This window comes from Klebsiella sp. HMSC16C06, assembly GCF_001808325.1.
Lineage (GTDB): Bacteria > Pseudomonadota > Gammaproteobacteria > Enterobacterales > Enterobacteriaceae > Klebsiella > Klebsiella variicola.
Genome location: NZ_KV793012.1, coordinates 579,022 through 600,278 on the forward strand (window position 1 = coordinate 579,022; position 21,257 = coordinate 600,278).

Below are 21,257 nucleotides of genomic sequence, written 5' to 3' on the forward strand. Positions count from 1 at the left end.
TTTCGCAGCGCTCATCGTTTATACTGAACAAACGGGAAGCTCTACTATTAAAGGATTAATGGTCATGTCGTTTATTAAATATCCCTTACCGGAATCGGTGCTGCAGGCAACTGAGCAGCGCATCCAGTGGGTGCTGGATAATTTTTCACGCGTTTGCGTCTCTTTCTCGGGTGGAAAAGACTCCACCGTCATGCTGCATTTAACCGCCCAGGCGGCGCGGTTACAGGGTAAAAAAATCAGTGTGTTGTTTATTGACTGGGAAGCGCAGTTCTCCTGCACCATCGCCCACTGCGAAAAACTGCGTGCGCTGTATGCGGATGTTGTCGAAACCTTTTACTGGGTCGCCCTGCCGCTCACCACCCAAAACGCGCTGACGCAGTATAAACCGCAATGGCAATGCTGGGAGCCCGGGGCCGACTGGGTCCGTCAGCCGCCGCCCTGGGCGATTACCCACCCGGGCTATTTTTCATTTTATCAACCGGGGATGAGCTTTGAGTCCTTTGTCAGCCACTTCGCCGAGTGGTTTTCACAGCGGCGCCCCGCCGCCGTGCTGGTGGGCATTCGCGCCGACGAGTCACTGAATCGCTTTATGGCCATCTCTTCGCAGCGTAAACAGCGCTTCGCCGATGATAAACCCTGGACCACCTCGGCGCCGGGCGGCCACGCCTGGTACATCTACCCGCTCTATGACTGGAAAACGGCCGACATCTGGACCTGGTTTGCCAAAAGCGGGCAGTCTTATAACCCTCTGTACGATCTGATGTATCAGGCCGGGGTGCCGCTGCGCTATATGCGCATCTGCGAACCGTTCGGTCCGGAGCAGCGCCAGGGGCTGTGGCTCTACCATGTGCTGGAGCCTGAGCGCTGGGCCGCAATGTGTCAGCGGGTGAGCGGCGCACACAGCGGCGGGGTCTATGCCGGGCATGATAATCAATTTTACGGCCACCGAAAAATCGACAAGCCCGACCACCTGACATGGAAAAGCTATGCGCTGTTCCTGCTCGACAGCATGCCGGAAACCACTGCCGAGCACTACCGCAACAAAATCGCCGTCTACCTGCGTTGGTATCAGAAAAAAGGCATGGAAGATATTCCGGACACCCAGCCTGCGGACATTGGCACCAAAGATATCCCGTCCTGGCGGCGGGTCTGCAAAGTGCTGCTCAATAACGACTACTGGTGCCGTCAGCTTTCGTTTAGCCCGACCAAAAGCAGCCACTATCAGCGCTACCGTAAACGCATGGAAAAACATCGCCAACAATGGGGAATATTATGCAACAACAACTGACGCAGGCGCTGGACGCTTATCTGCAAACGCTGGATGACGAGGCGCGCATCGAGGCAATCAATGCGTTTCGTCAGGTGCTCCACCAGCGCAGTCCCTTCCGCTCCCAGCCCGTTGACTGCGTGCTGTGGGTAAAACAGGAGCAGGTCATCCCCAACGACTACAATCCGAATAACGTGGCGCCACCGGAAAAACGCCTGCTGCAAACGTCGCTGGAAGCCGACGGCTTTACCCAGCCGGTCGTCGTCATCCAGCAAAGCCCGCAGGCGTATACGATTGTCGACGGTTTTCACCGTCATGAGCTGGCCTGCAGCAAAGCGGTGCTGAAAAAAACGCTGAAAGGTTATCTGCCAGTGACCTGCCTGACGAGTGAAGCCGCCTCGCGTGACGGGCTGATGGCAGCGACCATACGCCATAACCGGGCGCGCGGGCGCCACCAAATCCACGCCATGTCAGAGATTGTCCGCGAACTGACCCAGCTTGGCTGGACGCCACAGAAAATCGGCAAAGAGCTGGGGATGGATGCCGATGAGGTATTGCGCCTGAAGCAAATTAGCGGCCTCACGGAGATGTTCGCTGGCCGCCAGTTCTCCCAGGCGTGGACGATTAAGTGACTACAGCTGGCACAAACGCGTCGCCGCAGCCAACAGAGTCGCCGGCTGTTTGGCAAAGCATAAGCGGATCAGCTTGTGCGGGAACGGATCGGCGCAGAAGACGGAGAGCGGGATCGCCGCCACCCCGACTTCGGTCGTCAGCCAGCGGCAGAAGCTGACGTCGTCAAGATCGGAAATGGCGCTGTAGTCCGCCAGCAGGAAATAGGTCCCTTCACAGGGCAGAAGTTCCAGTCGGCTTGGGCGCAGCGCTTCAATAAACAGATCGCGGCGTTCCCGATAAAACGCCGGCAGCTCACGATAGTGCTCAGGCGCTTCGCGCAGCATGTCGGCGATCGCCAGCTGCGCCGGGGTATTCACCGAGAAGGTCAGATACTGATGCACCTTGCGCAGTTCGGCGCTGATGGCCGCCGGGGCTACGCAGTAGCCGACCTTCCAGCCGGTCATATGAAACGTTTTGCCAAACGAGGAGACCGCCACCGCCCGCTCGCGAAGCTGGGGATGCGCCAGCACGCTGGCGTGGCCGCCCTCGGCAAAGCAGATGTGCTCATAGACCTCATCGCTGAGGACATAGATCTCGCGTTCGGCAATCGCCTGCCACAGGGCAGCGAAATCTTCACGCTGCCAGACGGTGGCTGATGGATTGTGCGGGGTATTGAGGATCACCAGACGGGTTTTATCGCTCAGCGCCGCAGCAAACTGCTGCCAGTCGACGCGAAAATGCGGCGGCTGCAGCGCAATACGGCGTAATTCGCCGCCGGCCAGCGCCACCGCGGGGGCATAGCTGTCATAGCTGGGATCGAAACAGACCACCTCGTCGCCGCGGCGCACCAGGGCGGTGATCGCCGCGTACAGGGCCTCCGTCGCGCCGGCGGTGACCGTGATATCGCTATTGACGTCGGGCAGGTAACCATACAGCTCCGCTGTCTTCCCGGCGATCGCCTCGCGCAGCGCCGGCACGCCGGTCATCGGGGCGTACTGATTCGCCCCCTGCGCCACATGGTAGGCCAGACGCTCCTGAAGATAGCGCGGGCCGTCGAAATCGGGAAAGCCCTGTGACAGGTTGATGGCCTGATGCTGCTGGGCCAGGGCGCTCATCTGGGTAAAAATCGTGGTGCCGAGCGCAGGAAGTTTACTCTCTGGAATCAAAGGGTTATTGCTCATTCTTTTTATACCGATTGTAATGCTGTTGTTGAAGCCACTATAACACGATGTTAATATTTGGCAATCAAGACGCTTAGACGTCTAAATGCTAATGTTATTCCGCGCCACGCCACTCTGGAGAAACCATGATCCGCGCCATCGTGACCGACATAGAAGGCACCACCAGCGATATCCGCTTCGTGCATAACGTGCTGTTCCCCTACGCCCGCGAACGACTGGCCGGCTTTGTGACCGCTCAGCAGTACGCTGAGCCCGTCAAAACCATTCTCGACAACCTGCGCCGCGAGACAGACGCCCCGGCCGCCAGCACCGCCGACCTTATCACTACCCTCTTCGCCTTTATGGACGAAGACCGTAAATCCACGGCGCTAAAGGCGCTGCAGGGGATCATCTGGCGTGACGGCTATCTCAACGGCGACTTTACCGGCCATCTCTATCCGGACGTACTGCCGGCGCTGGAGAAATGGAAAGCGCAGGGCATTGATCTTTATGTATATTCCTCAGGCTCCGTTGCCGCGCAGAAATTGTTATTTGGCTACAGCGATGAAGGTGATATTACTCATCTGTTCACGGGCTATTTCGATACCCTGGTAGGCGCCAAACGCGAGGTGCAGTCCTACCGTAACATTGCTGAACACCTGGGCCATGCCCCTGGCACCATCCTGTTCCTGTCGGATATCCATCAGGAGCTCGACGCCGCCGAGGCTGCAGGTTTGCGAACGATCCAGCTGGTACGCGGCGACCGCGACCCGGCGAGCCACCATCCTCAGGTTCAGCGTTTTGACGACATTCATCCGGAGCAGATCCCAGCATGAGCGCATTAACTCTTTTTTCCGTGACCGATCCGCAAACACCGCTCTGGCACAGCACCGACGCCAAAGCGATTCAGGATCAACTTAACGCCAAAGGCGTCCGCTTCGAGCGCTGGCAGGCCGACCGTGACCTCGGCGCAAATCCCAGCCCGGAAACGGTCATTGCCGCCTATCAGCATGCGATTGATAAACTGGTCGCCGAAAAGGGCTATCAGAGCTGGGACGTCATCAGCCTGCGCGCCGATAACCCGCAAAAAGAGGCGCTGCGGGAAAAATTCCTCAACGAGCACACCCATGGCGAAGACGAGGTGCGGTTTTTTGTCGAGGGCGCCGGCCTGTTCTGCCTGCATATTGGCGACGAGGTGTTCCAGGTACTGTGCGAAAAGAACGATCTGATTTCGGTTCCCGCCCACACCCCGCACTGGTTTGATATGGGTTCAGAACCGAACTTCACCGCCATTCGCATTTTTGATAACCCGGAAGGCTGGATCGCCCAGTTTACCGGTGACGATATCGCCAGCGCCTACCCGCGGCTGGCGTAACGTCAAACTGTCGTCAGTCTTAAACCGCCAGGCGCGGGCTTTGCCGGAGGCGGCGCATACCGCGCCTCCTCCGGACTACCCGCCCCGCCGCCGGCGAGCGCCAACGCCTAAACCTCAATAAACCTCGGCGGATCAAAGGCGGTGATCGGCGGCAGTGCCTCACGCCACGGGGCGATCTCCACCCAACAGCTCTGGGCGCTACAGCCCTGCCCCAGGCGCGAACTGCCGCGATCCTCGGTTAACACGTTGGGATTACCGTGCTTATCGAGCGATCCTTTTTCATTGGGATCCAGAGGGTCATACCAGGCGCCGGTGGACATCTGTACCACGCCGGGCAAAATCTGCTCGCTCAGGTGCACGCCCGCCAGAATCGCCCCGCGGTCGTTATAGACCTTCACCACGCTGCCTTCGCGGATGTCTCTTGCCTGCGCATCGCTCGGATGCATCCACAGCGGCTCGCGTCCCTGAATTTTCGTCGCCCGGCTGACGCTGCCGTGGTCGTACTGACTGTGCAGGCGGGCACGCGGCTGGCTGGAGAGCAGATGAAGCGGCCACCGCGCCGCCTCCTGCCGCTGCCGGGCGGCCTCTTCCTCATCCCACCATGGATGGCCCGGGCATTCACGATAGCCAAACCCGGCGACGGTGGCGGAAAAGAGTTCAATCTTGCCGGAGGGCGTGGAGAGCGGATAGCGCTGCGGATCGGCGCGAAAATCGGCGAGAAAGATCTGCGGCCGCTCCGGCGCTCTGTACTCCAGCACCCCTTGCTGCCAGAAGTCCTCGAACGAAGGCAGCGCAATACCCTCCTCCTGCGCCCGCGGTCTTGACTCCTCATAGAGATGACGCAGCCACTGCCCGGCGTCCCGCCCCTCGCTGAACTGTTCTCCGAAGCCCAGCCGATCGGCCAGATCGTGGAAAATGGCGTAATCGTCACGCGCTTCGCCCACCGGCGGGATCTGCGCGCTCATGGCGATCATAAACCCGTCGTGACCGCCGCTGCCGATATCCTCTCGCTCCAGCGAGGTGGTGGCTGGCAGGACAATATCGGAGAATTTAGCCTGCGCGGTCCAGTACTGCTCATGCACCACCACCGTCTCCGGACGGCGCCAGGCCTCGCACAGTCGGTTGATATCCTGATGATGATGAAACGCATTGCCTCCCGCCCAGTAAACCAGACGGATGTCGGGATAGCGCAGCTGCTGACCGTCGAACTCATAGGCTTCTCCCGGGTGCAGCAGCATATCGGACAGCCGCGCCACCGGGATAACGCTATCCACCGCATTCTCCCCGGCGGGTAAGCGTGGGCCGGAAAACGCTTTTCGCACCGCGCCCGCCAGGTTAGTGCAGGCGTAGCCAAACCCGAGGCCGCCGCCCGGCGTGCCGATCTGTCCCAGCAGCGCGGTCAGGGCCACCGTCGCCCAGTAGGCTTGCTCTCCCTGACGGGCGCGCTGGATAGACCAGGAGATATTCACCATCGTCCGGTGGCGGGCCATCTCCCGCGCCAGGTCGGCGATGCGCTGGGCGTCCAGGCCGGTAATCGCCGCCGCCCACGCTGGGGTTTTCGCTACGCCGTCGTGCTCGCCCAACAGATAAGCGCGATAGGGGGCAAACCCGACGGTATGGCTGGCAACAAACGCCTGGTCGTAGAGAGACTCAGCGATCAGTACATAGCTCAGCGCCAGCAGCAGTGCGGTATCGGTGCCCGGCCGAATGGCCAGCCACTCGGCGTCGGGCACCGCGCTGAGGTCATTGCGTACCGGGCTGATATTCATAAACCGGGTGCCGTTGGCCTGCATCTTATCCAGCCAGTACGGCAGCATATGGTCATTGGCGCCGCCGCCGTTGACCTGGGCATTGCGCAGCGGCAGTCCGCCGATGGCGACAAACAGCTGACACTCCCGCGCCAGCTCGGAAAAATGGGTATGCTGACGGTGCAGCGGGCTCAACGGCCCGAGAATATGCGGCAGAATGCGCTCGCCCGCGGCGCTGCTATAGGTATTGGTGCTGGCGGTGTACCCGCCAAAGCCCTTGAGAAACCGGTGCAGCTGGCTCTGCGCATGGTGAAAGCGTCCAGCGCTGGCCCAGCCATAGGAGCCGCCGTAGATCGCCTCATTGCCGCAGCGCGCCTTGACCGAGCGCAGCTCGCGAGCCAGCAGGTCGAGCGCCACCTCCCAACTGACTTCAACAAAGGGCTCCTTGCCTCGCCCTTCTCGTGACGCTGGGCCCTGCTGAAGATAGCCGGCGCGCACCGCCGGACGGCGAATGCGCGTTTGGCTGGTCACCGCGTCGGGGAGCGACTGACCAATGCGTGACGGATTTTTATCCCAGGGCACCGGATTAACCGCCACGATATCGCCCTCGCGGCTCTCCACCTGCCACGTTCCCCAGTGCATCACCGTATAATTATGCTGTTTCTTCATAGCACTCGCGTTCTTCTCAGCCAAAAAACTCGTTAAAATAAATCGAGGAAATGACGGAAATATCCCCGTCCCAGCCAGACATTACTCTGCTAAAAAAAGTATTAGCCCGCGAAATCACCTGCATTCCCCTGCAAGGGCCGTATTTCTCCACGCCATTACTATAAACAGAAAGCCGTCTTTATCCGTTAAATAAACACGGAATAAGTCAAAAATAAAACCACAAAATAAAAAGGTATATTTTGCATCATGAAATATTTTCAGGTTCCCGATGGCAAAATAACATTTTTCTCTGGCGTTTCTGCGATATAACATTCCCGGCATAACTTAGACTTATTTTGTATTTGAGGTGGCGAGGTGCTTCTTGTCATGCTACCGGTCCGCAACCACCTTCATCACAGGATCATAATAACAATGTCGCAGAAGAGAAAATTATTGCCTGCCGCGCTGGGACTGCTTTCCCTTGCCTCGCTGAGCGTCACTGCCGCAGACGCCCTCTCCTTACAGGGAAAAACCATTGGCGTTGCCGTTGTCGGCACTCAGCATTTCTGGGATCGCGAGGCCTTTAAGGGTGCGACAGAGGAAGTGGAGAAACTGGGGGGCAAAGTCATTGGCGTTGATGGCGGTCGCGATAATCAGGTGCATGCCAATAATCACGATATTTTACTGTCACGCAAGGTGGACGCGGTAATTAGTATTCTCGGCGACAGCGCCGTCGAACCAAAATTTAAAGCATTGCGTGATGCTGGTATCCCGGTATTTACCGTGGATCATGTTTCTCAATATTCGGTCAACAATACCACCTCCGATAACTACACCTTAGGCTCGACCATCGGCCGCTACATGGCGGATGAATTAGGCGGCAAAGGCAACGTCGCCGTATTTAACGCGTTCTCCAGCGCGCTGCGTATTTGCGGAATTCGCTACGATCAGTGGAAATATGTCCTTAAGGATTATCCGGATATTCATATTATCCAGCCTGAGCTCGCGGAACAGTTCGCCAACTCGCCGGAAGACGCGCGGAAGAAAACCCTCGAATTACTCAGCCAGTATCCGAAAGGCAAACTGGACGCCATCCATGTCGCCTGCTGGGATCAACCGGCCATCGGTATCGTCCAGGCACTGGAAGAGACCGGCCGTGATAAGGACGTGAAAGTGACGGCCATCGACGCCGGTCCGGAGACGCTGGAGATCATGGCAGAGCCCGGCAGTCCGTTTGTGGCTAACGTCGCGCAGCAGCCGCATCTGATTGGCCAGACCTCCGCCGACAACGTGGCCCGCTACTTTGCCGGTCAGAAACTGCCGGTGCAAACCTTTATCCCGGTGATACCGGTGAAAGGTCCGCAGGAGGCGAAAGCGGTGTATAAACAGTTGGGATACGGCGAACTGCAGTGATAAATCAACACCCTGGCGGGGAGCGCCCCGCCGCGGGTCTGGTCATGGACCAGATCGGCAAACGTTTTGCCAGCGTTACGGCGCTTAATTCAGTCACCCTGCGCCTCAATCCGGGGGAAATTCATGGCCTGATTGGCGAGAACGGCGCCGGTAAATCGACGCTGATTAAAATCCTCGCCGGCGTCTATCAGGCTGACAGCGGCAGCGCGACCCTCGACGGTCACCCGCTGCCCCTCGGCAATCCGGCAGTCATTGAAGCCGCCGGCATTCGCGTCATTCACCAGGAGCTTAACCTGATCCCGCACTTTACCGTCGCGGAATCGGTGTTTCTCGGCCAGGAGTATCGCACCCGCTGGGGGGCGCTGGATCGCCGACGGATGAAGGCCGCCACGGCGCAATTTTTCCAGCAAAACTGGCAACTGGCGATCGACCCCGAACGGCTGGTGCGCGACCTGAGCCTGGCCGAGCGCAAGCTGGTGCAGATTGCCCGCGCGCTGATCGACGGCGCGGCGCGGCTGGTGGTGTTCGACGAGCCCACCGCCCCCCTGGAGGCGCAGGAGGCCAGTCTGGTCTCCTCCGCCATCCTTCGCCTGCGCGACCAGGGCATTGCCATTCTGTATATTTCCCACTACCTCAATGAGATAGCTACCCTCTGCGACCGCGGCACCGTGCTGCGTAACGGGGAAGTGGTCGGTTACCCGGACCGCGACCTGCTGCAGAATACCGAGGCGCTGATCGCCATGATGGTCGGCCGGGAAATCGACCAGCTGTATACCCCGCGCCAGCACCCGGCGGCAGACACCGGGGCGGCCCCGCTGCTCTCGGTGCGCCAGCTGAGCGACGGGCGGCAGCTGCAGGATCTCTCTTTTGATATTCAGCCGGGCGAAATCGTCGGCGTCGCCGGCCTGCTGGGCGCCGGACGCGATGTTCTGGTCGACTTACTCTACGGCTTACGCCCGGCAGAAAGCGGTACGATCCACCTCGACGGCCAGCCGCGGCGCATTCGTACGCCGAAGCAGGCGATCCGCGCCGGCATGGCGCTGGTGCCACGCGACCGCCGCCATCAGGGGCTGATCCTGCCCTTCACCACCGCCGACAATATTAATCTCGCCTCACTGCCGGAGACCGCTACCTTTGGCTGGGAGCGGCGGGGTATCGCCGAGCAGAAAGCGCGCGACTGGATAGAACAGCTGGCGATCCGCCCGGGACGCCCGGCGCTGCCGGTACGCTACATGAGCGGCGGCAACCAGCAAAAAGCGATCCTCGCCCGCTGGCTCGGCACCGATGCCCGGCTGTTTATTCTCGATGAACCCACCCTTGGGGTCGATATCGGCGCCCGTCGCGATATTTATCAACGGACGCGCCAGCTGGCCGATAAAGGACGGGCGGTGCTGGTCTCCTCCAGCGACGCCCCCGAACTGCTCGGACTATGCGACCGGATCCTGGTCCTCTGGCGCGGCACGCTGGCGGCCAATCTGCCCACCCGCGGGCTAACGCTGGACGCCCTGCTGGTGGCGATCAACGGCGGACAGGAGCCTTCACTATGAGTACCGCTATCCAGCGTCGCGGCCGTCCGGGCCTGGCGACGCTGATTGAAAAATTTCCCCTGATCCTGTTTCTGGCGCTGCTGGTATGGCTGAGCGTACAGTCTCCCTACTTTCTCAGCTGGCAAAATATCAGCCTGATGCTGGTCCAGAGCGTTCCGCTGGCGATCCTCTGTTTCGGCCTGGTCTGCGTTATCGCCGTGGGCGGGGATGACGTGGTCTCCGGCGGCATCGACCTCTCCCTGCCGGCGACGGCGGTGCTCGGCGTCGCGCTGCTCAGTCTCGGGCTGGCCGAATGGCACACGCCGTATCTCCTGCTGCTGGCGCTGCTGGCGGCGGTTTGCCTGCTCTGCGGGGCGATCAACGGCTTCCTGGTGCTGGCGGCCGGCCTGCCGCCGCTGCTGGCCACCCTCTCGACCTCCGTGGCGTTTACCGGCCTGACAGATCTGTTGACCGGCCAGCGACGCATCGCGGTCAGCGATCCGCTGATGGTCGCCTTTCGCGATAACAGCGTGCTGGGCCTGCCCTGGCCGCTGATTTATTTGCTGGGGGTGTTTATCCTGTTCCAGTTCCTGCTCCACCACTCCCGCTTCGGCCAGCATGTGCAGGCGGTGGGCGGCAACCGCGATATGGCGCAGATGAGCGGCCTGAACGTGCGCCGCTTGACCCTGCTGGTCTGGCTGTTAGCGGGCATTGCCGCCGGGCTGGCTATTCTGCCGCTGCTCAGCCAGGGCTCCGGCAGCTCCAGCGGGACGGCCACGCCGCTGCTGCTGGAAACCGTGCTGGCGACCTTTATCGGCGCCGCCTTCTCGCGCCGTCGGGTGGTCACCATCTGGGGGGCGCTGCTGGGGGCAATTCTGGTCAACGCCCTCTCTAACGGGCTCGGCCTGCTGGGAGTCAATATCTTCTGGATGGGCGCCATTAAAGGCGGCCTGATCCTGGTGGTGCTGGCGGCATCGGCGGTCAGACACAAAGGAGGCGAGGCATGAGCCAAATCACCCTGAAAACCCCTGCCCCGACAGAACAGACGGCCAGCAGCCCGCTGGCCTGGCTATCGCGGGCCGGATTTGGCGTCATCACCCTGCTGGCCATCGCCCTGTTTGGCTGGGCGAATCCGGTATTTTTAACCGTGGATAACTGGGCCAACCTGCTGCAGGGCAGCGCGATCCTGCTGATTGTGGCGATGGCGATGACCCTGATCGTCAGCGCCGGGGCGATTGATCTGTCGGTGGGCGTTGCGCTCGATTTCGGCGCCGCCTTCGCCCTCGTCGCCCTGAAAACCTGGCATCTGCCGTGGCAGGCCGCGGTGGGCTGCGCCCTGCTTGGCGGCGTGCTGATTGGCCTGCTCAATGCCTTTCTGATCCTCATCTGCCGGATCCGCCCCTTCCTCGCCACGCTCGGCACCTGGTTTATCGCCAGCAGCGCCGAGCGCATCTATACCGACGGCGGCGGCGCGATAGCTTATCGGCGGATGGCGCCGGAATATCACGATCTGGCAGTGGGCAGCCTTGGTGGGATCCCCACGCCGGTGGTGATTGTGCTGGCGCTGTGGCTGGTGGCCTGGCTGGTCACCGAGCGCACGCTGTGGGGCAAATATGTCCGCGCCATCGGTCAGAACAGCGAAGCGGCGCGCATCGCCGGGATCCGCGATCGCCTGACCATGCTCGGCGTGCTGGTGGCCGCCTCGGCGCTCTGCGCCATCGGCGGGGTGATCCTCTCCGCCAACCTGCGGCAGTTTACTCCCCTGGCCGGGCAGTCTTACCTGATGGACGCCATTGCGGCGGTATTTATCGGCACCGCCTTTAACCGTCTGGGCCGGGTCAGCATCCTCGGCACCCTCGGCGGCGTGCTGTTCCTTGCCATTATTGATAATGGCCTGAACCTGATGGGGCTCAATTATCTGGTGAAGGACGCGCTGGTCGGCGTGATTCTGGTGGTGGCCCTCGCCCTTTCTTTCTGGCAGGCGCGCCTGCGCCAAACGCATCGCTAAACGGGAGAACGATGGCAACCTTTGACGCCGTGTTTGTCGGCCTGACTATTCTGGATATCGCCGGGCGCCCGGTGGTGGCGATCCCGCCGCGCGGCGGCGTCGCCTTTATTGAGCACATTCGCCTCAACCCCGCCGGCACCGCCGCCGGGGCCAATATTAACGCCGCGAAGCTGGGGATCCGCACCGCAGCGGTGGCCTGCCTGGGTGAAGATGAAAAGGCCGACTTTATCCTCGCCAGCTATGCCCGGCTGGGCATCGACTGCTCGCTTATCCAGCGCACCGCGCTGAAAGAGACCTCGGCGACGATCCTGCCGATTCGCCCCAACGGCGAGCGTCCGGCCCTGCATTGCCGGGGCGCATCCGACGCCCTGTTCGTCAGTGAAACGGAATTTGACGCCGTCCTCGACTGTCGTTTCCTGCATCACGGCGGGACCGGACTGCTGGCGGCAATGGACCAGGGACAGAGCGCGCGGCTGTTGCAGGCGGCTAAAGCACGCGGAGTCACCACCAGCTTTGACCTTATCGCCCCGAATGAAGACACCCTCGAACTACTGCGGCCCCTGTTGCCGTCGGTGGATTATTTCATGCCTTCGCTGGAGGAAGCCGCCTTTCTCTCCGGCGAGACGCAGCCGGAGGCCATCGGCCGCTTCTTCCTGGCGCTCGGCGTGGGCACCTGCATTCTGAAAGACGGCGAGAACGGCTCCTGGCTTATCCGTCGCGATGGCGCGCTGGAGCATATTGCGCCGTGGCCGGTCGAGGCAGTGGATACCACCGGCTGCGGCGACAGCTACTGCGGCGGGTTTATTGCCGCGCTGGCGCGCGGACTCAGCGTGAAAGCAGCGTGTGACGTCGCCTCGGCGGTGGCCGCGCTGGTGGCGACCGGGATGGGATCGGATGCCGGGGTAGTGGACTGGGAACAGACCCAGGCTTTTATGGCGGCCCATCGCCCCTGACGATGGACCCGCGCCGCCGCAGCGGCGCAAGCGGCTTAACGCCACTGGTACAGCAGCGGCTCCCCGGCGACATAGCGCTGAAGATCGGCGGCAATCATCGCCGTGTGTTTGGCGATACTCTCCCGGGTGGCTCCGGCGATATGCGGCGTGATAATCACGTTATCGAACTCGGTGACAAAAGGATGATCGCGCCACAGCGGTTCGCGGTGATAGACATCCAGCGCCGCGCCGCCCAGCGGGCCGTGACGCAGGGCATCAATTAGTGCCGCCTCGTCGACCACCGCCGCGCGAGAGGTATTGATCAGCAGCGCGCCGGGCTTCATGCTGTTTAACAGCGCCGCATTCACCAGCCCGTCACTGTGCGGCCCGCTGCTCAGATGCAGGCTGACGATATCCGCCTCGCGGAACAGCGCCTCCAGGGTCGTTTTCTGTAGTCCTGGCTCATTGATATCCTCTGCGGCGACGAACGGATCCACCACCAACACCGCCATGCCGAACGCCCGGGCGATACGCGCCACCCGGCGGCCAATGTTGCCATACCCCACCAGCCCCAGCGTTTTATTGCGCAGTTCACTGCCTTTAAACACTTCATAGGGGCTTTCCGGGCTCACGTCCCAGACCACATCCCGCCGCAGACCCTGCTGGGTGGCGGCGGCGGCATTGTCAGCCTGCGTGAATTCCCCCCGCTTCAGCGCCGCATGGGATTGCGGAATATGGCGCGCCAGGCTGAGCATCAGGCCAAGCGTCAGCTCCGCGGCGGCATCGGCATTGCGCCCCGGGGTGTAGAGCACCCGGATGCCGCGCGCCTGCGCAGCCTGGGTATCAATATTCACCGGATTCGCGCGGGTGCAGGCGATCACCTGCAGGCGCGGACAGGCGGCCATTACCGCGTCCGTCACCTCATCATAGCTGGTCACCAGCACCTCGGCGTCATGGGCCAGCTCAATCAGCTGACCGGCGCTAAGTTTCGGTTTGCCCAGCGCCCATCCCTCCACCAGCAGCTCGCCCAGCTGGTGGAAGGCGCTAAGGTCGCCAGCATGCTCGGCGGTAAAAACGATTTTCATGGTTGTCGGTCCTGAGAAAAAGATTGAAGGGCGGCCTGTCTGGCCTGCCATACCGGCAGCATCTGCTCACGCAGCAGGCGGTAAACGGGATACAGCGCCGCGTAGCGGGCATGCGCCTGAGGGCGCGGCTGATAGCGGGTCTGCGCCAGCGGAGGCGTCTCGGCCAGCGCCGCGACGCTGCGGGCCGCCAGAATCGCCGCGCCGCGCGCGCTCAGTTCGTTAAAGGCGCTGGAGACCACCGTACGCCCGGTACAGTCGGCGATAATCTGCAGCCAGGTCGCCGAGGCTGCGCCGCCGCCGGTCAGATACAGCTCGCCGCCCTGCGGATAACCCTGTAGCGCATCGACAATGGCGAAGGCCAGGCCTTCAAACACCGCGCGCTGCAGTTCGGCGCGGGTGGTGTGCGGGCTAATGCCGAAAAAGCCGGCCCGCGCGTCCGGGCTGTAAAACGGCGCACGTTCGCCATTGAGGTACGGCTGCCAGAAGACGCCGCCGCTGCCTGGCTCCACCTCCGCGATCGCCTGCTCCAGCCGATCCAGATCGGCGTCCAGCGAAATATGCTGCTGCAGCCAGTCAATGTTTGGCGTACCGGCCTGCATCGGAAACAGCGAGATCACCTGCCCGGCTTCGGTATGGGTGACAAAGCGCGTCGCCTCGTTCACCGTCTGCGGGCCGCGGCAGACGATCCCGGTGCAGCAGGTAGTGCCGAGGATCGTGTAGATATCCCCTTCGTTGACCGCGCCGCAGCCCAGCGCGGCGCTACAGACATCCAGCGCCCCGGCGGCCACCGGCGTCGCGGCGGGCAGCCCGGTCAGCGCCGCCACCGCATCGCTCAGCGTGCCGGCCGGAGCATCCGGGGCCAGCAGCGGGGGAAACAGCGGCAGCAGTTCGTTCAGCCCCATCTCATTCATCACCACCGAGGACCAGCTGACGGTCTGCTGATTGAGTAACGAGCTGCTGGCGTCCGTCAGCTCCAGCGCCGCCACGCCGGTCAGGCGAAAGCGGATCCAGTCCTTGGCGAAAAACAGATAGCGCGCGGCCGCCAGCCGCTCCGGCTGATAGTGTTTCAGCCAGTACAGCTGCAGGCTGGTATTGCAGGGCTGCAGGTGGGTGCCGGTATCGGCGAAATAGCGGCGGTCGAAGCCGGGTCGGCGCAGCAGGTCGCTCATCAGCTCGTGGCTGCGGGTATCGCTCCACAGGATCCCCGGGCCCACCGGTTCGCCCTGCTCATCGCTGAGCCAGACCCCCTCCCCTTGCCCGGCGAGGCCGATGGCCCGCAGCCGCCCCGCCTGCAGCGCCGGGTGGCGGGCAATCTGGCGCAGAATAGCCAGCACCGAATGCCACAGCTGGGTCATATCCTGTTCCGCGTAGCCATTGGCCGACAGACGGGGTGAGGTGTTTTCCGCGGCGCTGGCGCAGGCGGTGAAATGCTGATCAAACAGCACCGCTTTCACCCGCGAGGTGCCGATATCGATCCCAAGATAAAAATCCATACCTGCTCCGGCTCAGGGCTCGTAGCGGCGGCGCATCAGCTCGCACTCGAACAGGAACTCCAGCCCCTCCAGTTGACGGCGGGCCTCCTGAATATCTTTCCCCCAGCAGGTCAGGCCGTGGCCGCGCAGCAGAAAGCCGTAGCGCAGCGGGCGCGTTTGCGCATAATCGGCAATCCGCGCCGCCAGGGCGTCAATATCCTGGTCATTATCAAAGATGGCGACCGGAACAGTATCGAGATGGCTGTGCTGCCCGCTAAGGGTTTTCTGCATTTCATACCCCTGCAGCGCCAGCGTGTCGCTTTTTTCGATGCGCGACAGCACGGTGGCGTTGACGGTATGCACATGCAGCACCACATTGGCTTCCGGGAACAGGCGATACACCAGGGTGTGCAGGCCGGTCTCGGCCGACGGCTTCCGTCCGGAAGGCGCCTGGTTGGTGGCGATCTCAACCTGCAGAAAATCCTCGGTCGTCAGGCTGCCTTTGTCGCGGCCCGACTCGCTTAGCCAGCACCAGGTGTCATCCTGACGCACCGACATATTGCCACCGGTCGCCGGCGCCCAGCCTTTCGCGCCGATCCAATGACAGGTGGTGACCAGTTGCGCGAGTCTTTCTTGCCACATAGCAGTTCCTTAGGTTAGCGATGATTTATTTAGCCGTCTAAATGGCTATTTATCCGATACTAACACCGCTAACCGGAGGGGACAATATTTCAGGAAACACACACAAGACAAATGGTTATATCATAAATGCATATTAAATAACCCTTATTCACAGTGATTTAACCAACCGTTTTCAGTACACCGCTATTCTCCACTACTCTCTGGCCAAAAACTGGCGGATCGCCCTGGCTGAAATTCTCCTCCTGCGCCAGGGATGCGCTCACCGCCCTCTTCTGCCCTGGACTGGTGCAAAACATGGCAGGATGCCCACTAAAATGGCATCTCCTCCTCTTTACCTCCTCATTACTGTGCACTGTGCACATCCTGTGATATTCCCCGTGCCCGGTTTTTCCTGGCACATCTCTTGCTACTTCCGGCTATCACCGCCCATCTACCAGCCAGAGGTTCCAGGATGTCAAACAGCAATGATTTTCCCCTCGTCGAAGCGCCCGCCGCCGGACGCAAAGGCGTATTTTCCATCGCCATGGTGTTGTTCAGCTTTACCTTTTTCACCGGCACGATGTTTGCCGGCGGCAAACTCGGCGTCTCCTTTTCCATCGTCAATCTGCTGTGGATAGCCGTCATCGGCAACGCCTTGCTGGCCCTCTATGCCGCGTCGCTGGGCTGGATCGCCGCGCGCAGCGGCCTGAATACGGTGCTGATGGGCCGGTTCTGCTTCGGGGAGATCGGCAGCAAGCTGGCCGATTTTATTCTTGGTTTTGCCGAGCTGGGCTGGTACGCATGGGGGACCGCCACGGTCGCTATCTCGCTGGTGAAGATCCTCGCCCTGCCCGAGGCGCTGACCCAGCCGCTGATGGTGCTGTTTGGCATTTTGTTCTGCGTCACCGCGCTGGTGGGCTACAAGGGACTGGACGCGCTGTCGCGCCTGTCGGTGCCATTGATGTTTGTGCTGCTGATGGTCTCCATGTATCTGGCGCTGCACCACGCCGGCGGCTGGCAGGCGATGACCCGCATTGCGCCGAGCGACACCATGACCTGGTCGGCGGCCATCACCATGGTCTTCGGGACCTTCGCCAGCGGCGCCACCCAGGCGACGAACTGGACCCGGCTGGCTAACTCCAGCCGGACCGCCATTCTCGCCAGCATGGGCAGCTTCCTCATCGGCAACGGGCTGATGATCGTCGCCGGCGCCTGGTGCGCCATCGTTTATCAACAGGCCGATATTGTGGAAGTCCTGATCCTGCAGGGGCTGTCGGTCGCCGCGGTGATCATGCTGTGTCTCAACCTGCTGACCATTCAGGGACCCACCATCTATAACGTCTCCGCCGCCGCCTGCCATCTGCTGCGCAGCGAACGTCGCCGGACGCTGACCCTCGCCGCCGCCGGGGTGGGCATTGTGCTCGCTATTGGCGGTATGTATGAAATGCTGATCCCCTTCCTTGTGCTGCTGGGCAGTATTATTCCGCCCATTGGCGGGGTGATCCTCGCCGACTACTGGTTCGCCCGCGGCGGGCGCTATCCCCTGCTGCAGAACGCCCGCCTGCCGCGTTTTAACTGGCTGGGACTCGGCGCCTACGCCGCCGGCGCGGTGGTGGCTTATCTGTCACCGTGGATCGCGCCGCTGGTGGGGATCACCGTCTCCGCGCTGGTCTATATCGTCCTGAGCCTGCTAAGCAAACGCCAGCCTGCCGCCGTCGCGGAGCAGGAGCCATGAGCCTGACGGTCAGCGAACTGCTGGCCCTTGAGGGACTCTCCGCCCTGCGTCTGCGGGCGGGAAAGCAAGGGCTGCAGCGGGCCGTACGCTGGTACTACGTGGCGGAAAATGAACATATCGCCGAGTGGATCATGGGCGGCGAGCTGGTCTTTATTACCGGCATCAACCATCCCCGTGATGAAGCCAACCTGATCCAGTTGCTGATGGAGGGAAAACAGCGCGGCATCGCCGGGATGGTGATCCTCACCGGCGAGGCCTATATCCACGCCATTCCCGCCACGCTGATCGCCCTTGCCGACGAGCTGGGCATTCCGCTGATTGAGCAGCCCTACCTGCTGAAGATGGTAATTGTCACCGAGCGCATCGGCACCGCGCTGGTCCGCAGTGAAAACGCCCTGCAGTCACAGCGCGACATTCTGATGCAGCTGGTCACCGGCGACTATCCGGATCTGCAGATGCTCCATCAGCGCGCCCTCCATCAGCAGCTCGATTTTACCCGTCCGCTGCGGCTGGCGGCGCTGCGTCTGGAGGGGCTGTCCCGCCTGTTTCGCCAGTTCCCGCCCGAGCAGGCCGAAGCCTGGCTGCTGCAGGCCCACCGCAGCGTGCGTCAGCAGCTGCAGCAGCAGCTCAACCAGCAGGGCAACCCCTTCCCGCTGCTGGAGCGCAGCAATATGTTTCTTTTCCTGCTGCCGGATGAGGAGGGGGAAGGCTTTCAGCAGAAAAAATGGCTGCAGCAGTGGCTGCAGGCGCTGGCGGACGGAGAGGAGGGTTTGTCGCTGCTCTGCGGCCTCTCCGCACCGGTCAGGCAGCTGCAGGGTTACCCGCGGGCGCTGTCGCAGGCGCGCCAGGCGCTGGATCTGTGCGATACCCTGCGGCCGACCCAGCGTATCAGCGACTATCAGCAGTTGGGGTTTATCAAATTGCTGTCCGCGGTCAGCGACCCGGCGCTGCTCAACGATTTTATGCACGACACCCTGGGCTGCCTGATCGAGCCGGGCCGCAAAGCGCCATGGCTGCTGCTGGAGACCCTCGAGACGCTGCTGCAGGAGAACGGCAACGTGGTGCGGGCCGCCGACCGGCTGGGCCTGCATCGCAACACATTGCATCAGCGCATCCAACGTATTGAAAAACTGACCGGCTACCCGGTCAGCCACCCCCAGTTTCATCTCAACGCCTCGGTCGCGCTGGTGATCTGGCGTTTATCGCAAAACCATTTACAGGACCCACCATGAAAATTATTAACGCTCGCCTGCGCCGCCAGGAGGCGCTGTTTACCCTTGACCTGCAGGACGGGATGATTCACCGCATCTCCGCCCAGGCCGCGATGCAGAGTGCCGACGCCGGGGATATCGACGCCCAGGGCCGGCTGGCGATCCCGCCCTTCGTCGAGCCGCATATCCATCTTGACGCCACCCTCACCGCGGGCGAGCCGGAGTGGAACCGCAGCGGCACCCTGTTTGAAGGCATCACCCGCTGGAGCCAGCGCAAAGCGAGTATTACCCCGGAGGACACCCGCCAGCGGGCGCTGAAAACCATCGGCATGCTGCGCGACTTCGGCGTCCAGCACGTCCGGACCCATGTGGATGTCACCGATCCGTCGCTGGCGGCCCTGAAGGCGCTGCTGGCGGTGAAACAAGAGGCCGCCGATCTTATCGATCTGCAGATTGTCGCCTTCCCGCAGGAGGGAATCGAATCGTACCCCGACGGCCGCGGACTCATGACCCGCGCCATCGAGATGGGCGCCGACGTGGTGGGCGGCATTCCGCACTATGAGAACACCCGCGACAAAGGGGTCAGCTCGGTGATGTTTTTGATGGACCTCGCCCAGCGTTACGGCCGCCTGGTGGATGTCCACTGCGATGAAATCGACGATCCGCAATCGCGTTTCCTTGAAGTACTGGCGGAGGAGGCGCGGGTGCGCGGCATGGGGGCGCAGGTCACCGCCAGCCACACCTGCGCGATGGGCTCTTATGATAACGCCTACTGCTCAAAGCTGTTTCGCCTGCTGAAAGCCTCGGGCATCAACTTCATCTCCTGCCCGACCGAAAGCATTCATCTGCAGGGCCGGTTTGACAGCTGGCCGAAACGGCGCGGCGTCACCCGGGTGGCGGAGCTGGATCGCGCCGGCATCAACGTCTGCTTTGCCCAGGACTCGATTCAGGATCCGTGGTACCCGCTGGGGAACGGCAATATCCTGCGCATTCTGGATGCCGGGCTGCACATCTGCCATATGCTCGGCTATGACGATCTGCAGCGCTGCCTCGACTTCGTCACCGACAACAGCGCCCGGGCGCTGTGTCTGGGCGATAACTACGGCCTCGCCGAAGGCCGCCCGGCGAACCTGCTGATCCTCGATGCGGAAAACGACTACGAGGCCGTCCGTCGTCAGGCACGGGTGCTGACCTCCATTCGCCACGGCAAGGTGATTTTGCAGCGTGAGGTGGAGCACATCCGCTACCCGGCATAGGGCGCAAGGCGCTGCGCGTCGGCGCCTTTCTGTGATACCTTTTCAGGCAGTGTGCGTGACCGACGCCCGCCCGGGCGTCGGCTTCCTGGAAAACAGACGGCGCGAAACGACGATGAGCGATAAAAAATGGATTAAGGCCGAGGACGTGGCCAGACTGGCCGGCGTCTCGCGCTCGGCGGTCTCCCGCACCTTCACCCCCGGCGCCTCGGTGTCGGAGAAGACCCGGCAGAAGGTGCTGAGCGCCGCGGAAGCCCTGGGCTATCAGGTGAATATCATCGCCCGGACGATGATCACTGGCAGCAGTAATTTTATCGGCATCGTCACCGCCGGTTTCGACAACCCGTTTCGCAGCAAACTGCTGGCGCCGCTGGTCCATCAGCTGGCGCTCAATGGCTTTATGCCGCTGCTGATGAACGCTGACGATCCGCAGCAGCTCGCCCCCTCGCTTAAACAACTGCTGAGCTATCACGTCGCCGGGGTGATCATCACCTCCGGCGCGCCGCCGCTGTCGCTGGCGGAAGAGTATCTGGCGCGCAAGATCCCCGTCACCCTGATCAACCGCCATGCGGACCTCGCCGGCTGCGATCGGGTGTGCAGCGATAATGCCCAGGGGGCGAAGCTGGTGGCGGATCTGTTTAGTCGTCGAGGCTGGCAGCAGGTTGGCTTTATTGGCGAAAATCGCGAGAACTTCAGCACCCGCCAGCGCTATGACGCTTTCATCGCCCGGACGTCGGGTATGGCGGTGATCAGCCGCTTCTGCGACGGCGGCGGCTATCAGGCCGGCTACCAGGCCGCCAGAGAATTGGTTGCTGAAAACCCCGGAGTGCAGGCGCTGTTCTGCGCCACCGATATGCTGGCGCTGGGCGCCCTGGATGGCCTGCGGGACGCCCCCACCCCGCTGCCGGCCATCGTCGGCTTTGACGATATCCCGCAGGCGGACTGGCAGCCCTATCAGCTCACCACCGTCCAGCAGAATACCGCCCTGCTGGCGCACCACGCGGTGGATCTGTTGATGACGCGGATCGCCCGCTTCAGCCTGCCCTCACGCCATCGCGAAGTGCCGGTGAAACTAATTATTCGTCATAGTGCGAAATGAAAAAATCATTTTATGCTGGAGCGATCACAGAATCTTCTGCGAAACCCGGCCACACTCATTCGGCCCTTCGGGGCTGTTTTTTTCACGCAAAA

General features: G+C 61.8%; 18 protein-coding genes. 13 read left to right on the top strand and 5 right to left on the bottom strand.

All coding sequences use genetic code 11. The features are described from left to right. Positions 1-64 precede the first annotated feature (64 nt). A complete protein-coding gene (locus HMPREF3142_RS21620; RefSeq protein WP_012542463.1) occupies positions 65-1,288 on the top strand; it encodes a phosphoadenosine phosphosulfate reductase in 1,224 nt (407 codons plus the stop codon). Further along, the gene (locus HMPREF3142_RS21625) at positions 1,273-1,899 is read left to right on the top strand and encodes an IbrB-like domain-containing protein (RefSeq protein WP_012542464.1); all 627 of its coding nucleotides are present in this window, start codon (positions 1,273-1,275) and stop codon (positions 1,897-1,899) included. The genes HMPREF3142_RS21620 and HMPREF3142_RS21625 overlap by 16 nt, the downstream gene beginning before the upstream one ends. On the opposite strand, the gene HMPREF3142_RS21630 is transcribed toward HMPREF3142_RS21625, so the two are convergent. Then, positions 1,900-3,045 carry a pyridoxal phosphate-dependent aminotransferase gene (locus tag HMPREF3142_RS21630; RefSeq protein ID WP_162499994.1) on the bottom strand — a complete coding sequence of 382 codons (1,146 nt, stop codon included), beginning with the start codon at positions 3,043-3,045 and terminating at the stop codon, positions 1,900-1,902. It lies immediately after the preceding gene. A gap of 140 nt (positions 3,046-3,185) precedes the next feature. On the opposite strand from HMPREF3142_RS21630, the gene mtnC reads away from it, so the two are divergent. Next, the gene (mtnC, locus tag HMPREF3142_RS21635; RefSeq protein ID WP_008805616.1) at positions 3,186-3,875 is read left to right on the top strand and encodes an acireductone synthase; all 690 of its coding nucleotides are present in this window, start codon (positions 3,186-3,188) and stop codon (positions 3,873-3,875) included. Next, complete coding sequence (locus tag HMPREF3142_RS21640; protein WP_008805615.1) at positions 3,872-4,414, top strand: 1,2-dihydroxy-3-keto-5-methylthiopentene dioxygenase; 543 nt, start codon at positions 3,872-3,874, stop codon at positions 4,412-4,414. The genes mtnC and HMPREF3142_RS21640 overlap by 4 nt, the downstream gene beginning before the upstream one ends. A 107-nt stretch (positions 4,415-4,521) precedes the next feature. On the opposite strand, the gene HMPREF3142_RS21645 is transcribed toward HMPREF3142_RS21640, so the two are convergent. Next, positions 4,522-6,831, bottom strand: coding sequence for a molybdopterin-dependent oxidoreductase (locus tag HMPREF3142_RS21645; RefSeq protein WP_070612548.1), 2,310 nt, complete (start codon positions 6,829-6,831; stop codon positions 4,522-4,524). 411 nt (positions 6,832-7,242) lie between these two features. Between HMPREF3142_RS21645 and HMPREF3142_RS21650 the strand changes: the two genes are divergently transcribed. Genes HMPREF3142_RS21650 through HMPREF3142_RS21670 form a run of 5 tightly spaced genes read left to right on the top strand, consistent with a single transcriptional unit; the run spans position 7,243 to position 12,710 of the window. Beyond that, entirely contained in the window at positions 7,243-8,223 is a 981-nt protein-coding gene (locus HMPREF3142_RS21650; RefSeq protein ID WP_008805613.1) for a sugar ABC transporter substrate-binding protein, read from the top strand. Positions 8,224-8,267: 44 nt separating this feature from the next. Continuing rightward, positions 8,268-9,770, top strand: coding sequence for a sugar ABC transporter ATP-binding protein (locus HMPREF3142_RS21655; RefSeq protein ID WP_176747627.1), 1,503 nt, complete (start codon positions 8,268-8,270; stop codon positions 9,768-9,770). Next, positions 9,767-10,756, top strand: a complete 990-nt coding sequence (locus HMPREF3142_RS21660; RefSeq protein WP_008805611.1) for an ABC transporter permease — start codon at positions 9,767-9,769, stop codon at positions 10,754-10,756. Before HMPREF3142_RS21655 ends, HMPREF3142_RS21660 begins: the two co-directional genes overlap by 4 nt. Continuing rightward, positions 10,753-11,757, top strand: coding sequence for an ABC transporter permease (locus tag HMPREF3142_RS21665; RefSeq protein ID WP_070550270.1), 1,005 nt, complete (start codon positions 10,753-10,755; stop codon positions 11,755-11,757). The genes HMPREF3142_RS21660 and HMPREF3142_RS21665 overlap by 4 nt, the downstream gene beginning before the upstream one ends. 11 nt (positions 11,758-11,768) lie before the next feature. Next, positions 11,769-12,710, top strand: a complete 942-nt coding sequence (locus tag HMPREF3142_RS21670; RefSeq protein ID WP_070612551.1) for a carbohydrate kinase family protein — start codon at positions 11,769-11,771, stop codon at positions 12,708-12,710. 35 nt (positions 12,711-12,745) lie between these two features. Here HMPREF3142_RS21670 and HMPREF3142_RS21675 read toward each other — a convergent pair whose 3' ends face one another. Genes HMPREF3142_RS21675 through HMPREF3142_RS21685 form a run of 3 tightly spaced genes read right to left on the bottom strand, consistent with a single transcriptional unit; the run spans position 12,746 to position 15,888 of the window. Further along, positions 12,746-13,774, bottom strand: a complete 1,029-nt coding sequence (locus HMPREF3142_RS21675) for a 2-hydroxyacid dehydrogenase (protein WP_012542472.1) — start codon at positions 13,772-13,774, stop codon at positions 12,746-12,748. Beyond that, complete coding sequence (locus HMPREF3142_RS21680; protein WP_032732684.1) at positions 13,771-15,267, bottom strand: FGGY-family carbohydrate kinase; 1,497 nt, start codon at positions 15,265-15,267, stop codon at positions 13,771-13,773. The genes HMPREF3142_RS21675 and HMPREF3142_RS21680 overlap by 4 nt, the downstream gene beginning before the upstream one ends. A gap of 12 nt (positions 15,268-15,279) precedes the next feature. Continuing rightward, on the bottom strand, positions 15,280-15,888 hold the full coding sequence (locus tag HMPREF3142_RS21685; protein ID WP_008805607.1) for a methylthioribulose 1-phosphate dehydratase: 609 nt from the start codon (positions 15,886-15,888) through the stop codon (positions 15,280-15,282). A 451-nt stretch (positions 15,889-16,339) separates the two neighbouring features. On the opposite strand from HMPREF3142_RS21685, the gene codB reads away from it, so the two are divergent. From codB to HMPREF3142_RS21705, 4 genes are all read left to right on the top strand, one after another. Further along, positions 16,340-17,602 carry a cytosine permease gene (gene codB, locus HMPREF3142_RS21690; protein WP_022065136.1) on the top strand — a complete coding sequence of 421 codons (1,263 nt, stop codon included), beginning with the start codon at positions 16,340-16,342 and terminating at the stop codon, positions 17,600-17,602. Next, on the top strand, positions 17,599-18,834 hold the full coding sequence (locus HMPREF3142_RS21695; RefSeq protein ID WP_012542475.1) for a PucR family transcriptional regulator: 1,236 nt from the start codon (positions 17,599-17,601) through the stop codon (positions 18,832-18,834). The genes codB and HMPREF3142_RS21695 overlap by 4 nt, the downstream gene beginning before the upstream one ends. After that, on the top strand, positions 18,831-20,069 hold the full coding sequence (gene codA / locus HMPREF3142_RS21700; RefSeq protein WP_008805604.1) for a cytosine deaminase: 1,239 nt from the start codon (positions 18,831-18,833) through the stop codon (positions 20,067-20,069). The genes HMPREF3142_RS21695 and codA overlap by 4 nt, the downstream gene beginning before the upstream one ends. Positions 20,070-20,214: 145 nt before the next feature. After that, a complete protein-coding gene (locus HMPREF3142_RS21705; RefSeq protein ID WP_162823047.1) occupies positions 20,215-21,165 on the top strand; it encodes a LacI family DNA-binding transcriptional regulator in 951 nt (316 codons plus the stop codon). Positions 21,166-21,257: the final 92 nt, after the last annotated feature.